Genomic DNA, 15229 nt, shown 5'->3' with positions numbered 1-15229 from the left:
TTGTGGCTCAGTCAAAAGTATCCAATGTGGGAGCGAGCCTGCTCGCGATAGCGGTCCGTCAGTTAACAAAAATTTTGGCTGACGGACCGCTATCGCGAGCAGGCTCGCTCCCACAGGATTTTGGGTGGTTTCCACTAGACTGAGTCAGGCTCCACCCCGGTTACGCCCGCAACGGGCCGCTTAGGGATATCGACCATGCAATGGATTTTGACGCTGTTGGGCCTGGCACTCGGCTGGGTGGTGGATGAGTCGTTCGCCGATGCGCTGATAGGTGCGTTGGTGGGGCTTGGCATCGCTCAGGGCTTTGGGCTGAGCCGCCTCGGTGCCCAGGCGGCCAAGCAGCAGAGCCTGTTGCAAACGGCCCAGCGCAGCTTGGACGCGTTGGAACAGCGTCTGGCGGTGCTTGAGCGCAGCACCGTTTCAGTGCCGAGCGAGCCAGCGCTGTCCCCCGAGATCGTCGTGGCCCAGGCACCGGAGCCCGAATCTCAAACCGAGCCTGCGTTGTTATGGGAGTTGCCGCCTGACCTTGAACCCATCTCTGGGATGGTCACGCAAGCCAGCGAGCCCTTGCCCGACGACATCTGGAGTCCTGCGCCAGTTGCTCCTCAACCCACCGTCCGCAAACCGATTGCTTCAGAGCCCGTTGTTTCGAAACCGGCTGCCCCCCGTGGTCCGAATCTTATCGAACGCGTCCTGGCTGGCGCGCGCAACTGGCTGTTTGGCGGCAACACCGTGCTGCGGGTTGGCGTGGTGCTGTTGTTTCTCGGCCTGGCATTTCTGCTGCGCTATGCCACTGAAGGCATGGTGGTGCCGATCGAGCTGCGTTACGCCGGCGTCGCGGCCAGCGCCTTGGGCCTGCTGGGCCTGGGCTGGTGGCTGCGCCAACGCAACAGCAACTATGCGCTGATGCTCCAGGGCACCGGGATCGCGGTGTTGTACCTGACAGTGTTCGCCGCCATGCGCCTGCATCCATTGCTCGACTCGAAAGCAGCTCTGGGCCTGCTGGTGGCGGTCACGGTGTTCTCGGCGATCCTGGCGGTAACCCAGAATGCCCTGGGCTTGGCCGCCGCTGCGGCGTTGGGCGGGTTTGCCGCGCCGATCCTCACGTCCACCGGCAGCGGAAATCACGTCGCGCTGTTCAGTTATTTCATCCTGCTCAATGCCGGCATCCTCGCTATTGCCTGGTTCAAGGCCTGGCGCCTGCTCAACCTGATTGGTTTTGTCGGCACCTTCGGCATCGGTTTCGCCTGGGGCTTGCGCTCTTATGCGCCGGAGCTATTGTGGAGCACCGAGCCGTTCCTGATCCTTTTCTTCCTGATGTACTTGGCGATTGGTTTGCTGTTCACCCGCCGCAACCTGTTGGAAATGAGCGACGCGCCCGAGGACGACACCCGGGGCGCGATGCTGCGCTGGTCGGCCCGCAAGGGCGACTACGTGGACGGCACAATGCTGTTCGGCCCGCCGCTGGTGGGGTTCGGCCTGCAGTTCGCGCTGGTGCAGCACCTGGAGTTCGCCGCCGCGTTCAGCGCCTTGGCCCTGGGCATGATCTACATGGGGCTGGCCCGTGTGCTGATGGGCGGTCGTGCCGTGCTGCTGGCCGAAACCTGCCTCGCCCTGGGGGTGATTTTTGCCAGCCTGGCGATTCCGCTGGGGCTCGATGCCCGTTGGACCGCGGCGGCATGGGCCGTGGAAGGGGCGGGGATCTTCTGGCTGGGGCTGCGTCAGCAACGACCCTTTGCACGAGCCTTTGCCTTGTTGCTGCAATTGGGCTCGGCACTGGCCTTCATCAGCGAGTTGCGGCTCGGCGACAGCAGCCTGCTCGATGGGGCGCCGTTGGGGGCGTTGATGCTTGGCGGCGCCTTGCTGTTCAGCTTCTACCAATTGCGCAAGGCTACGCCTGAACTCACCTCCAACTGGGAGCGCCAAGGCTTGCCGGTGCTGGCCGTCCTGGGGCTAGGTTTCCTGTACCTGCTGGCGCCACTGTTCCTGTTTACCCACGGCACCGCTATCGCCTGGGCCCTGGCCGGGTTGGCGACGCTGTTCGCCGGCCTGCGCCTGCAATCGCGTAGCTTCCTGTTTACCGCGTTCGCGGTGCAACTGCTGGGGGGCGCGCTGTTTCTGTTGCGCCTGCAAGGCGCCGAGGGCGATTCGGCTGCTGTGTTCAGCGCCGGCTGGAGCGGTTTGCTCAGCGCTTCGCTGATCGGCCTGGCATTGATTGGCGGTATGTTGCTGGCGGCTCGCGACGACATGGTGCGCAACGATGTCCGATTGCTGCGCGGGTTGTCGGTGGTGTTGCTGGTGGGGCTTGTGCTGATCAACCTCGCGGTGCTGTTCGTCCTGCCTTGGCAAACGGCGAGCGGTGTGTGGGCTGCCAGTGGTCTGTTGATCATCTGGCTGAGCCTGTATCTGAAGCAACGCGTGAGCTTTGTGTTCGGCCTGCTGTTGCAACTGCTGGGCGGTGCGGCGTTCCTGGTGGCGGGGCCGGCACTGCTCGGGCCGCTCAATGCCGAGGATCTGCGGCCCCTGGCCCACAGTGGGTTCTGGACGCCCTTGGTGCTGGGGCTGGCAGCGTTGGTCGGGGCGTGGCGACTGCAGCGGGGTCAGCCGTCGGCGGTATTCGAAGCCTTGAGTGTGCAGCGTCTGTCCGAACTGCTGCTGATCTGGGGTGCCGGTTGGTGGGCCTTGGCATGGGTCAGCGAAGTGCTGCGCTTTGCCCCGGCGAACCTGCAGGGCAGCCTGCTGCTGATCGTCGCGGCGATCAGTGTGGCGGTGTGGACCGGCTTGGCGCTGCGTTTGAAATGGCCGGCGCTGGGGCTGCTGTGCACCTTATTGATTCCGGCGGCGGGCTGTGTGCTCGTCGCGGCGGGCCACAGCCGCTATCACCCGGCGGCGGATTTCGGCTGGTTGGCCTGGGTGGCCGTGTTCGGCGTGCATTTGCTTTCGCTCAAGCGCTTGGCAACGATGCTGCCGGCCCAGGCGCGCAGCACCGCCCATGTGCTCGGTTGTTGGTTGCTGATCGGCGTGCTGGCGCTGGAGCTGCGTTACGGCCTGCTGTTGTTGTCCGAGCAATACAACGCCTGGCGCTGGCTGGGCTGGGCAATCCTTCCGAGCCTGTACCTGGTGCTGATGGCCGCGCCGCGTGCCTGGCCGTGGCCAGTATCGGCCCAGCCGCGCGAGTATCGTGTGTACGCGGCGGCGCCCTTGGCGCTGTTGATGCTGGGCTGGTTCTGGTTAGCCAACACTTTCAGCGATGGCACCGCCGATCCGTTGCCCTATGTACCGCTGCTCAACCCGCTGGAACTGGGCCTGTTGTTTGCATTGTTCGGCGTCTACGTGTGGGCCCGCAGCGCGGTGGCGCAATTGGCGATCCGTTGGGTTCATGCCGAGCACGTCGCCCAGTTGATTGCCGGCGTGTCACTGTTCGCGTTCTTTACCGCCCTGGTGATGCGCAGTGCTCATCATTGGATCGGGGTGCCGTTCGAGCTGGATGCGTTGCTTGAATCCATGTTCGTGCAGGCCGGGCTGTCCATCGTCTGGACCCTGATTGCCCTGGGCCTGATGATCGGCGGGCATTTGCGGCACCGGCGTGAAGTGTGGCTGATCGGCGCGGCGTTGATTGCCGTGGTGGTGGCCAAGCTGTTCTTTGTTGAATTGAGTAACCGTGGCGGTCTGGCGCGGATTGTGTCGTTTATCGGCGTGGGTGTATTGCTGCTGGTGGTGGGCTACTTCGCGCCGCTACCGCCAAAACGCCCGGAAACGGTCTCGCAGGACGAGCCGCCGATGCCTGTCAGTGAGGGAGTGTCGTCTTGAGTCGCAAGTTGAGTCGGATCGGGCTGGGCGTGGTCGGTTTGTGGGTGGCATTGTCGGCTTCGGCCCAGGAGCAACCGGCAGACTTCGCCCATCAGGTGCCATTGGCCGTGAGCGGCGAGGGGCCGTGGTATCGCCTCCCGTTGCCACTGGACGTTCAGTTGCAAGCGCGGCAGACCGACCTGAGCGACCTGCGGGTCTTCAACGCGGCCGGGCAGGCCCAGGCCTACGCGCTGGTTCGCGAGACGGCCCAGAGCCGGGAAAACCGCACCCTCACCGACGTAAAGTGGTTCCCTCTGTACAACGCCGCCGACGACAGCGAGCGCGCGCCCAGCGTGCGAGTGCAATCGAACGCCAACGGCACGCTGGTGCAAGTCCAACCGTCCAGCCGGCTCGAGGCGGGAGAAGAAGTGTTGCGCGGCTGGCTGCTGGACGCCAGCGCGATCAAGGCGCCATTGCAGCAGTTAGTCCTCGACTGGACCAGCGAACGCGACGGCTTCCAGCGCTTCACCATCGAAGCCAGTGACGACTTGCAGCATTGGCAGGCGTGGGGCGAAGGCCAGGTGGCGCGCTTGACCTTCGCCGATGAACGGGTCGAGCAGCATGAGGTGAGCCTGCCGGGACAACCGGCGCGCTATCTGCGGCTGCTGTGGGATTCGCCGTCATCCGCTCCGGTACTGACCTCGGCCCAGCTGCAAAGCGCCAGCCGCGAAAGCCTGCCGCTGCCGCTGGCCTGGTCGCAGCCTTTGGCCGGCAGCACCACAAAGGCCGGCGAATACACCTGGCAGTTGCCCATGGGGCTGAATATCGAGCAGGTGCAGGTCGACCTGAGCCAGGCCAACAGCCTGGCACCAGTGACCCTGGCCGGGCGACGTGAAAGCAGCCAGCCGTGGCAATCGCTGGGCAGTGGCTTGCTGTATCGCCTGACCCAGAACGGCCAGGATGTGCTGCAAAACCAGTTGCAACTGTCCGGCCAGACCGTCCAGCAATTGAAGCTGACGGTGGACGAGCGTGGCGGTGGCCTGGGCGCCGAAGCCCCGGCCCTGCGCTTTGCCGTGCGCCCGACCCAAGTGGTGTTCCTGGCGCGCGGCGAAGGCCCCTACAGCCTGGCGCTGGGCAGCGCGACGGTGAAGGCGGCCAGCCTGCCTTTGACGACGCTGGTGCCCGATTACCGTCCGTCGCGTCTGGCGACGTTGGGTACGGCGACCGTGAGCGGTACGGCCACCTCAACGCCGACAGTGGCAACTGCAACTCCGCCAGCGTCCGTCGAGACCAACTGGAAGAAAATCGGCTTGTGGGCGGTGTTGCTGGTCAGCGTGCTGTTCCTCGCGGCGATGGCGTTCAGTCTGCTGCGCAAACCGCCGGTAAAGAATTGAGGTGCTTTCATCGCGAGCAAGCTCGCTCCCACAATTGACCTCTGCCGGTCATAAAATCCAGGTACAACACAGTAGATCCAAGGTGGGAGCGAGCTTGCTCGCGATTGGATCTGCCAGCCACCCAAAATTCGCAAGCGGCCGCCACCCGGTGAACTCAATCCTCCATATCCCGTCTCATAGGAGGAATTAAGTCCCGACTCGCGCTAAACTGCGCAGGTTTTTCCGCCCCCTATTTTTCGGAGCCGTCCATGTCCCGCGTTACCTTGAGTCGCTATTTGATTGAGCAGACCCGCAGCAACAATACCCCTGCCGATCTGCGCTTTTTGATCGAAGTGGTGGCGCGTGCGTGCAAAGAGATCAGCCACGCCGTATCCAAAGGCGCTCTGGGTGGTGTCCTGGGCAGCATGGGCACCGAAAACGTGCAGGGCGAAGTGCAGAAGAAACTCGACGTGATTTCCAACGAAATCCTGCTCGAAGCCAACGAATGGGGCGGTCACCTGGCCGGCATGGCGTCCGAAGAAATGGACAATGCCTACCAGATCCCGGGTAAATACCCCAAGGGCGCCTACCTGCTGGTGTTCGACCCACTGGACGGTTCGTCGAACATCGATATCAACGCGCCGGTCGGTACTATCTTCTCGGTGCTGCGTTGCCCGAACGAATACCTGAGCCAGAACGAAGCCTTGAATGAAAAGGCTTTCCTGCAGCCTGGCACCGAGCAGGTAGCCGCCGGTTACGCCATCTACGGTCCTCAGACCATGCTGGTGCTGACCCTGGGCGACGGCGTCAAAGGCTTCACCCTGGATCGCGAGATGGGCAGCTTCGTACTGACCCACGAAGACATCACCATTCCTGAAACCACCCAGGAATTCGCCGTCAACATGTCCAACCAGCGTCACTGGGAAGCTCCGGTACAACGCTATGTCGACGAATTGCTGGCTGGCGAAGACGGCCCGCTGAAAAAGAACTACAACATGCGTTGGGTCGCCGCGATGGTGGCCGACGTGCACCGTATCCTGACCCGTGGCGGTCTGTTCATGTACCCGCGCGACAGCCGCGAACCGTCCAAACCGGGCAAACTGCGCTTGATGTACGAAGCCAACCCGATGTCGTTCCTGGTGGAACAGGCTGGCGGCGCGTCCACCGACGGCCACCAGCGCATCCTCGACATCCAGCCTGATGGCCTGCACCAGCGCGTGGCGGTGTTCCTCGGTTCGAAAGAAGAAGTCGCACGCGCCACGGCCTACCACAAGGAATAAATCATGGCCGAGCCCTGGCAGCCGTTGCTCGATTGGTGGTTTGGTTCAGCCCAGACACCGGACGAAATAGCGGCTGACAAGGGCAAGCTGTGGTTCGGCAAAGGCCATGATCGCCAGGCGCGCGAGCGCTTCGGCGATCAGGTTGAGCAGGCACTGGCCGGCGAATTGACCGACTGGGCGCAACGCCCCGAAGGTTGGCTGGCCCTGGTGCTGCTGCTCGATCAGCTCCCGCGGATGATTTTTCGCGACACGTCCAAAGCTTTTTCCGGTGACCTGCGTGCCCAAGCCCTGGTGGCCCAAGGCATGGCAGCGGGTTTCGACCGGCAACTCAAACCCATCCAGCGTGTGTTCATTTATCTGGTGCTCGAGCATTGCGAAAACCTGGCGGTGCAGAACGAGGCCGTGTCGCGGTTTCTCGACCTGACCCGAGAGCAGCCCGAGGCGGATCGGGCGGTGTTTGAAGACAACCTCGATTATGCCGAACGGCATCAGAAGATCATTGCGCGGTTTGGGCGGTTTCCCCATCGCAATGCGGTGTTGGGGCGAGAGTCTACGGCTGAGGAGATGGAGTTCTTGGAGAGGCCCAGGTCCAGGTTTTGAACTTGCTGCGAGGCTAATGCCGTCTTCGCGAGCAAGCCCGCTCCCACAATCTGCGTTCAACGAAAATCCAGTGTGGGAGCGGGCTTGCTCGCGAAAGGGCCCTTTAGCGCGCTAGATTCGGAAGCTTCCTACCAACTGCTTCAACCGCGCCGCCTGCTGCCCAAGGTCGGCACAGGCCCGCAATGTGGCTTGCAGGTTTTCCACACCTTCCTGGTTCAACGTGTTGATCTCGGTGATGTCGACGTTGATCGACTCCACCACGGCGGTCTGTTCTTCGGTGGCAGTCGCCACGGACTGGTTCATGCCGTCGATTTCACCGATGCGCTGGGTCACGCTGCCCAACCGTTCGCCGGCCTGGTTGGCGATGCCGACGCTGCTTTCGCTCTGGCGCTGGCTGTCGGTCATGGTCAGCACCGCTTCCCGTGCGCCCACTTGCAGCTCTTCGATCATCTTCTGCACTTGCTGGGCCGAATCCTGGGTGCGATGGGCTAGGTTGCGCACTTCATCGGCCACCACCGCGAAGCCGCGGCCGGCGTCACCGGCCCGGGCAGCTTCGATGGCGGCGTTCAGGGCGAGCAGGTTGGTCTGCTGAGAAATACTGGTGATCACCTCAAGGATCTGGCCGATGTTCACGGTGTTGCTGTTCAGGGTTTCAATGTTGCCGCAAGAGTCGCTGATCTTGGCCGACAGCTGCTGCATGGCGGCGATGGTTTTATCCACTACGTGCTGACCGTCTTCGGCCAGGCTGCGAGCTTCGCTGGAATGTTGCGAGGCGAGGGCGGCGTTCTGGGCGATTTCCTGGGCGGCGGCGCCGAGCTGGTTGATGGCTGCAGCTACGCTGCTGGTGCGCGAAGCTTGCTGGTCGCAGTTGTGCATCGACGAGTTGGACGCACTGACCACTCGCAGGGCGACTTCGTTGACCTGCCCGGTGGCTGAGGCCACTTCGCGTATCGACGTGTGGATGCGCTCCACGAAGCGGTTGAACGAAGTGCCCAGCGCGCCGAATTCATCCTGGCCGTGAATGGTCAGGCGTCGGGTCAGGTCGCCTTCGCCTTCGGCGATGTCATGCATGGCGCGGCCCATGGTCAGCAGCGGCTGCATCAGCACGCGGATCAGCATGCCCAACAGGGTGATGATGAACACCACGGCGATGACCATGGCGATCAGCGCCGAGGTACGGAATTCGCTGAGCATCGCCAGCGCGGTGTCTTTGTCGAGCACCAGCGCCACATACCAGTCTGCCCCTGGCACGCCGTTGACGCGCGTGAAGGAGATGAATTGGGTCTTGCCGTCGAGTTCGACTTCCTTCATGCCCGGGCTGACTTGCAGCGCGCCGTTGGGGTAGGCCTCGGCGAGGGTCTTGAGCACACGCTTGCTGTCGGGGTGGATCAGGATCTTGCCGTCGGCGCTGACAATGAACGCATGGCCATGACCGCCGAAGTTCAGCGAGTTGATGATGGCGCTGATGCTCGACAGGTCGATGTCCGCACCGGCCACGCCGATCATTTGGTTCTGATGCTGTACCGGGGTGGCGACGGTGATCACCAGTTTGCCCGACGAGGCGGCGATGTAGGGTTCAGTGACGATGGTTTGTTGTGCACTGTTGGCGGCCTTGTACCAGCCGCGAGCGCGGGGATCGTAATCGGCGGGGCGATTGCCGGCCGGTACCGAGAACATCACGCCGTCGGTGCCGCCGAAATAGCTGAGCTGGAAGTTGCCGGTGTAGGCCGGAAGGTCAACGGCGCGTTTGAGGTTGGCGGTGCTGTTGCCGTCCACCGCGATCTGCTGGGCCAACGATTGCAGCAACTGGATACGGCCTTCGACCCACGTTTGAATGTTACGGCTGGTCAGGCTGCCGAGGTCCTGCATGGAGGTCTCGGTGCTGGCGTTCAGGCTCTGACGCTGACGATAGTCGTTGAACAGAATGAAACAGGCGAATGCAATGGCCACCACGAGGGCAGCGGCCAACAGGATTTTGTGGCTGAATTTCATATTTCTGGTCATTAAGAACGCTACCGCACAGGGGCTGGTCAGGAAGGGGGGCAAGCCATAACCCACGGCATTGCACTGTTCTTTTTATCGGCCCGAAAGCGTCAAGGATCAGGCTTTGGCAGACCAATCCCGACGAAATGCACGACTGCGTCACACGCTGAGTGACTCACGGATGAAACACCTGCTCGGGGCCCAACAAATACTGGGCCTGTCGGGGAACCAGATAGGGGTTTTCTCTTCTAAGGTTCTGGTTGGCACCCAGCCAACCCCCTTCCGCTCCAGGAGTTACACCATGTCGCTGCGATCTATCGCCTTGTTGTCGTTGTGCGTCTTGTTGACCGCATGCAGCAAGGTCAACCAGGAAAACTATTCGAAGCTGTCAGCCGGCATGCCCAAGGCCGAAGTCGAAACGTTACTGGGGAAACCGACCGATTGTTCGGGCGCGCTTGGCATGTCCAGTTGCACCTGGGGCGACCAGAAAAGCTTTATCAGCGTGCAGTACGCCGGTGACAAAGTGTTGATGTTTTCCGGCCAAGGCCTGAAGTAAACCGGGGCCAAGTGCCCGCGGGAGAAAAATAATGATGCGGTTATTGTTAGTGCTTTTTGCTGGCCTGGTATTGGCCGGCTGTGCCACTTCTGGCGAAGACCCGTTGGCGCCCAAGACTGTCAACAGCGTCAACCTCAAGCGTTACCAGGGAACCTGGTACGAGTTGGCCCGCCTGCCAATGTATTTCCAGCGCAACTGCGCGCAATCCGAAGCTCATTACACGCTCAAGCCTGACGGCAACGTGGGTGTGCTCAACCGCTGCCTGACCTCGGACTGGCAGTGGGAAGAAGCCAAGGGCGCTGCCACGCCACAGGTGCCGGGCAAGACCGACAAGCTCTGGGTCGAGTTCGACAATTGGTTTTCGCGGATCGTGCCAGGCGTGGCGAAAGGGCAATACTGGGTGCTGTACGTCAGCGACGACTACAAGACCGCGATTGTCGGCGACCCGAGCCGCCGCTACATGTGGCTGCTGTCCCGTACACCGACCGTCAATAGTGTCGTGCGCGAAGAACTGCTGAGCAAGGCGCGTCAGCAGGGCTATGACACGACGCGATTGATCTGGCGAGCGTCGGACCGACAGATGGCCAAGACTTCGAACTGACTGCCTGCAAATATCTAATGTGGGAGCGGGCTTGCTCGCGAAGACGGTTTGTCAGTTAACGATTATGTCGACTGATACACCGCATTCGCGAGCAAGCCCGCTCCCACATTTTATATGGGTGTCAGCCTAAGAGTTCGCGCAGGACTTGGGTAAACGCCCGGGCGCTTTCTTCTTCCCCGGCATGACGCCTGTCGCGCACAACCCACTGCCCGCCGACCATCACATCGCGCACCTGGCGATCCCCGCCGGCAAACAGCCAGCGGTTGAGAATCCCATCGCCGTTGGCCGTGGCCAGGTATGGGTCGTTGCCGTCGAGCACCAGCCAATCGGCGCGCTTACCGATTTCGAGAGCGCCGACAGGTTGGCCCAAGGCTTGGGCGCCACCTTCCAGCGCAGCATCAAACAAGGTGCGGCCGACCATCGGCTGATCCGCCCGATACAGCCGATTGCGTCGTTGATCCCGCAGGCGCTGGCCGTATTCCAGCCAACGCAATTCTTCGACCACGCTCAACGATACGTGGCTGTCGGAACCGATCCCCAGGCGCCCGCCCTGGGCGAGGAAGTCCACGGCCGGGAAAATGCCGTCGCCCAGGTTGGCTTCGGTGGTCAGGCACAGACCGGCAATCGCCCGGCTCCTGGCCATGAGGCTGACTTCCTGTGGGTTGGCGTGGGTAGCGTGGACCAAGCACCAGCGCTGATCCACTTCGGTGTTTTCGTACAGCCATTGCAGGGGGCGAGCGCCACTCCAACTCAGGCAGTCGTCGACTTCCTTCTGTTGCTCGGCGATGTGGATATGCACCGGACAATGCGGGTCACTGGCGGCCAGCACTTCTTGAATTTGCCCGGGCGTCACGGCGCGCAGAGAGTGGAAACACAAACCCAGTGCCTGAGCCGGTTGCCCGGCCAGGATCGGCTGCAAGCGTGACTGAAGCTTCAGGTAGTTTTCGCTGCTGTTGATGAACCGACGTTGCCCTTCATTGGGCGCCTGGCCGCCGAAGCCGGAATGGCTGTAGAGCACCGGCAGCAGCGTCAGGCCGATGCCGGCGGCGCTGGCGGCCTGGCTGATGCGCAAGGCCAGCTCTGCCGGATCGGCGTAAGGCGCGCCGTCGATGTCGTGGTGCACATAGTGGAATTCGGCGACCGAGGTGTAGCCGGCCTTGAGCATTTCGATGTACAGCTGTCGGGCGATGATGCCGAGCTGATCGGGGCTGATTTTCCCGACGAGGCGGTACATCAAGTCGCGCCATGTCCAGAAACTGTCGTTGGGGTTGCCCGCCACTTCCGCCAGCCCGGCCATGGCCCGCTGGAAGGCGTGCGAGTGCAGGTTCGGCATGCCCGGCAACAGTGGACCGCCCAGCCGTTCGGCGTCGTCTGCGTGGGAATCGGCCTGTATATGAGTCAGAACGCCCTCGGCGTTGACCTCAAGACGTACATCATTGGCCCATCCACTAGGCAGCAGCGCGCGTTCGGCAAAGAAGGCGGACATGGTTCAACCTCATCGTGCGTAATTTGTATATACATATACAGACGTTTGCCTGCTCGGTAAACTCCGGCAAGCTAGCATTCTAAATTTGCAGAACAAGGAACCGCCGTGCCGACTCCACCTGCCAAACCGCCGTTTGCTGCAAACATGGGTGACAGTCCTGCGCCCTTGTACGCCCGCGTCAAACAGATGATTACCCAGCAGATCGACAGTGGAAACTGGCCGCCGCATTACCGCGTGCCGTCGGAAAGCGAATTGGTCAGCCAGTTGGGCTTCAGCCGCATGACCATCAACCGCGCCCTGCGGGAAATGACCGCCGATGGCCTATTGGTGCGCATGCAGGGCGTCGGCACGTTCGTGGCCGAACCCAAGAGCCAGTCTGCATTGTTCGAAGTGCATAACATCGCTGATGAGATCGCCTCCCGTGGCCACCGCCACTCATGCAAGGTCATCACCCTGGAAGAAGAGGCGGCCGGTTCCGAGCGCGCCCTGGCCTTGGACATGCGCGAAGGCCAGAAGGTGTTCCACTCGTTGATCGTGCACTTTGAAAACGACATTCCGGTGCAAATCGAGGACCGTTTCGTCAACGCGCTGGTGGCGCCCGAATACCTCAAGCAGGACTTCACCCTGCAAACGCCCTACGCTTATCTGAACCAGGTTGCGCCGTTGACCGAAGGTGAGCATGTGGTTGAAGCCATCCTCGCCGAGCCGAGCGAATGCAAGCTGTTGCAGATTGAACGGGGCGAGCCGTGCCTACTGATCCGCCGCCGCACCTGGTCCGGGCGCCAGCCGGTGACTGCGGCGCGCCTGATCCACCCCGGTTCCCGGCATAGTCTTGAAGGGCGGTTTCATAAATAAAGGGGCGTCAATGAGTCACTTGAAGGTTCTCCGCGCCGCAGATTATCCACGCATGCCTTGGAAAAATGGCGGCGGCAGCACCGAGGAAATCACTCGCGATGCGGGTACCGGCCTGGAAGGTTTCGGCTGGCGCCTGTCGATTGCCGATATCGGTGAGTCGGGCGATTTTTCCACATTCGCAGGTTACGAGCGAATCATCAGCGTCCTGCAGGGCGTGGGCATGACACTCACCGTCGACGGCGAGGTTACGCGGCCTTTGCATCCCCAGGCCCCCTTTGCATTCAGTGGTGAGAGCCATGTGCATTGCACGTTGCTGGGCGGGCCGATTCGCGACTTCAACCTGATCTATGCGCCGCAGCGTTACCGCGCACGGTTGCAATGGATGGCGGGTGAGCAGCGTTTTTTCAGTGAGGCGGCAACGGTGCTGGTGTTCAGTGCGGCCCCGGCGTTAAGTGTCAAGGTAGGCGAGCCTGCCGCCGTGCTGGGCCTCTACGATTGTTTGCAGCTGGGCGGTAACACCGGCCTGCTGGACATCTCCACCTGCGGCCAGTGCTGCGTGATTGAGCTGACTGCCCACTAAACCATAGGCCGCTCGTTGTCCCTTCTGTGCGCACCAATTTGTTACCGAATGCCCCAGCGTGGCGCAAAGCGACGTATTCATAGCCGCCCCTCCACGCTCTAAAAATCCCCTTCAGAAATTTCATGCCCCTCGCTAACCCTTGATTTAAGGGCTTTTCAGCTATTTCTAAAATCGTTCTTGAACAAACCCTCAGCAAGTTGGCCGCTTGATTGCATATGCTTGTACATACAAGTAAAGACGTATGCGTATGAGTCACTGACATTCAACGCAACGTTCGCTAAATCGCTGCCCACTGCCAGGGCTGGTCTGGATTGATCGCTGAGGAGTTTTTGCTGTGACCGACGCTACCCGCAAACCCGAAAAATACCGTGACGTTGAAATCCGCGCCCCTCGCGGTAACACCCTGACCGCCAAGAGCTGGCTGACCGAAGCGCCGCTGCGCATGTTGATGAACAACCTCGACCCGGAAGTTGCTGAGAACCCCAAGGAACTGGTGGTTTACGGTGGCATCGGTCGCGCGGCGCGTAACTGGGAGTGCTACGACAAGATCGTTGAGAGCCTCACTAATCTGAATGACGACGAAACCCTGCTGGTGCAATCCGGCAAGCCGGTGGGCGTATTCAAGACTCACTCCAATGCCCCCCGAGTATTGATCGCCAACTCCAACCTGGTACCGCACTGGGCCAGTTGGGAGCACTTCAACGAACTCGATGCCAAGGGCTTGGCCATGTACGGCCAGATGACCGCCGGCAGCTGGATCTACATCGGCAGTCAGGGCATCGTCCAAGGCACCTATGAAACCTTCGTCGAGGCCGGTCGCCAGCATTACGATTCCAACCTCAAGGGCCGTTGGGTGCTGACCGCCGGCCTGGGCGGCATGGGTGGTGCGCAACCGTTGGCCGCAACCCTGGCCGGTGCCTGCTCGTTGAACATCGAATGCCAACAGGTGAGCATCGACTTCCGCCTCAAGACCCGCTACGTCGACGAACAGGCCACTGACCTGGACGACGCCCTGGCCCGTATTGAGAAATACACTGCAGAAGGCAAGGCGATTTCCATCGCGCTCTGTGGGAACGCCGCTGAAATCCTGCCGCAAATGGTGCGTCGCGGTGTGCGCCCGGACATGGTCACCGACCAGACCAGCGCCCACGACCCGCTCAACGGTTACCTGCCGGCGGGTTGGACCTGGGACGAATACCGCGCCCGCGCCAAGACCGAACCCGCCGCTGTGGTGAAAGCCGCCAAGCAATCGATGGCCGTCCATGTGAAAGCCATGTTGGACTTCCAGAAAATGGGCGTGCCGACCTTCGACTACGGCAACAACATTCGCCAGATGGCCCAGGAAGAGGGCGTCGAGAATGCCTTCGACTTCCCGGGATTCGTGCCGGCCTATATCCGTCCGCTGTTCTGCCGTGGCATTGGCCCGTTCCGCTGGGCCGCGCTGTCGGGTGACCCGCAGGACATCTACAAGACCGATGCCAAGGTCAAGGAACTGATCCCCGACGACGCCCACCTGCACAACTGGCTGGACATGGCCCGCGAGCGCATCAGCTTCCAGGGCCTGCCGGCGCGTATCTGCTGGGTCGGCCTGGGCCAGCGCGCCAAGCTGGGCCTGGCGTTCAACGAAATGGTGCGCAGCGGCGAGTTGTCGGCCCCTATCGTGATCGGTCGCGACCATCTGGACTCCGGTTCCGTGGCCAGCCCCAACCGTGAAACCGAATCCATGCAGGACGGTTCCGATGCCGTTTCCGACTGGCCGCTGCTCAATGCCTTGCTCAATACCGCCAGCGGCGCGACATGGGTTTCGCTGCACCACGGTGGCGGCGTCGGCATGGGCTTTTCCCAGCACTCGGGCATGGTGATTGTCTGCGACGGCACCGATGAGGCGGCCGAGCGTATTGCTCGCGTACTGCACAACGATCCGGGCACCGGCGTGATGCGCCATGCCGATGCGGGTTACCAGATCGCGATTGATTGCGCCAAGGAGCAGGGGCTGAACCTGCCGATGATCACTGGCAAGTAATGCTTGCCCAGTAGGAGCTGGCAAAGCTTGCGATCTTTTCTTCCAATGACCGTTGAGTCTCAAGTGGAAGATCAAAAGATCGCAGCCTGCGCCAGCTCCTACA

11 protein-coding genes are annotated in these 15229 nt (G+C 61.8%); 9 read left to right on the top strand and 2 right to left on the bottom strand.

Annotation, left to right across the window (positions count from 1 at the left end; all coding sequences use genetic code 11):
• Positions 1 to 195: 195 nt before the first annotated feature.
• The 4 genes from ACA047_RS27595 to ACA047_RS27580 all read left to right on the top strand — a co-directional run bounded on the left by ACA047_RS27595 (position 196) and on the right by ACA047_RS27580 (position 7042).
• Positions 196 to 3810: a DUF2339 domain-containing protein gene (locus tag ACA047_RS27595; protein WP_497354854.1), complete on the top strand. Its 3615-nt coding sequence runs from the start codon at positions 196 to 198 to the stop codon at positions 3808 to 3810.
• A complete protein-coding gene (locus tag ACA047_RS27590; RefSeq protein WP_497354852.1) occupies positions 3807 to 5183 on the top strand; it encodes a DUF3999 domain-containing protein in 1377 nt (458 codons plus the stop codon). Before ACA047_RS27595 ends, ACA047_RS27590 begins: the two co-directional genes overlap by 4 nt.
• A gap of 248 nt (positions 5184 to 5431) precedes the next feature.
• Positions 5432 to 6442, top strand: coding sequence for a class 1 fructose-bisphosphatase (locus ACA047_RS27585; protein ID WP_497354850.1), 1011 nt, complete (start codon positions 5432 to 5434; stop codon positions 6440 to 6442).
• 3 nt (positions 6443 to 6445) lie between these two features.
• Entirely contained in the window at positions 6446 to 7042 is a 597-nt protein-coding gene (locus tag ACA047_RS27580; RefSeq protein WP_497354848.1) for a DUF924 family protein, read from the top strand.
• A 111-nt stretch (positions 7043 to 7153) separates the two neighbouring features.
• Here ACA047_RS27580 and ACA047_RS27575 read toward each other — a convergent pair whose 3' ends face one another.
• Positions 7154 to 9046 carry a methyl-accepting chemotaxis protein gene (locus ACA047_RS27575; RefSeq protein WP_497354846.1) on the bottom strand — a complete coding sequence of 631 codons (1893 nt, stop codon included), beginning with the start codon at positions 9044 to 9046 and terminating at the stop codon, positions 7154 to 7156.
• A gap of 280 nt (positions 9047 to 9326) precedes the next feature.
• On the opposite strand from ACA047_RS27575, the gene ACA047_RS27570 reads away from it, so the two are divergent.
• Both ACA047_RS27570 and ACA047_RS27565 read left to right on the top strand, forming a co-directional pair.
• A complete protein-coding gene (locus tag ACA047_RS27570) occupies positions 9327 to 9581 on the top strand; it encodes a hypothetical protein (RefSeq protein WP_025211369.1) in 255 nt (84 codons plus the stop codon).
• 31 nt (positions 9582 to 9612) lie between these two features.
• Positions 9613 to 10182, top strand: coding sequence for a lipocalin family protein (locus ACA047_RS27565; protein ID WP_497354843.1), 570 nt, complete (start codon positions 9613 to 9615; stop codon positions 10180 to 10182).
• A gap of 121 nt (positions 10183 to 10303) precedes the next feature.
• On the opposite strand, the gene ACA047_RS27560 is transcribed toward ACA047_RS27565, so the two are convergent.
• Positions 10304 to 11668, bottom strand: a complete 1365-nt coding sequence (locus ACA047_RS27560) for a formimidoylglutamate deiminase (RefSeq protein WP_497354841.1) — start codon at positions 11666 to 11668, stop codon at positions 10304 to 10306.
• Positions 11669 to 11812: 144 nt separating this feature from the next.
• On the opposite strand from ACA047_RS27560, the gene hutC reads away from it, so the two are divergent.
• From hutC to hutU, 3 genes are all read left to right on the top strand, one after another.
• Positions 11813 to 12523 (top strand): histidine utilization transcriptional repressor HutC, encoded by a 711-nt coding sequence (gene hutC / locus ACA047_RS27555; RefSeq protein ID WP_497360574.1) that lies wholly within the window; start codon positions 11813 to 11815, stop codon positions 12521 to 12523.
• Positions 12524 to 12533: 10 nt separating this feature from the next.
• A complete protein-coding gene (locus ACA047_RS27550) occupies positions 12534 to 13103 on the top strand; it encodes a HutD/Ves family protein (RefSeq protein WP_497354839.1) in 570 nt (189 codons plus the stop codon).
• Between the two features lie 334 nt (positions 13104 to 13437).
• Positions 13438 to 15126 (top strand): urocanate hydratase, encoded by a 1689-nt coding sequence (gene hutU / locus ACA047_RS27545; RefSeq protein ID WP_497354837.1) that lies wholly within the window; start codon positions 13438 to 13440, stop codon positions 15124 to 15126.
• The last annotated feature ends 103 nt before the right edge of the window (positions 15127 to 15229 follow it).

Source organism: Pseudomonas sp. LBUM1664 (assembly GCF_059695895.1).
The sequence above is the reverse complement of the archived record's forward strand: the minus strand, read 5'-3'. Positions and strand labels throughout refer to the sequence as shown.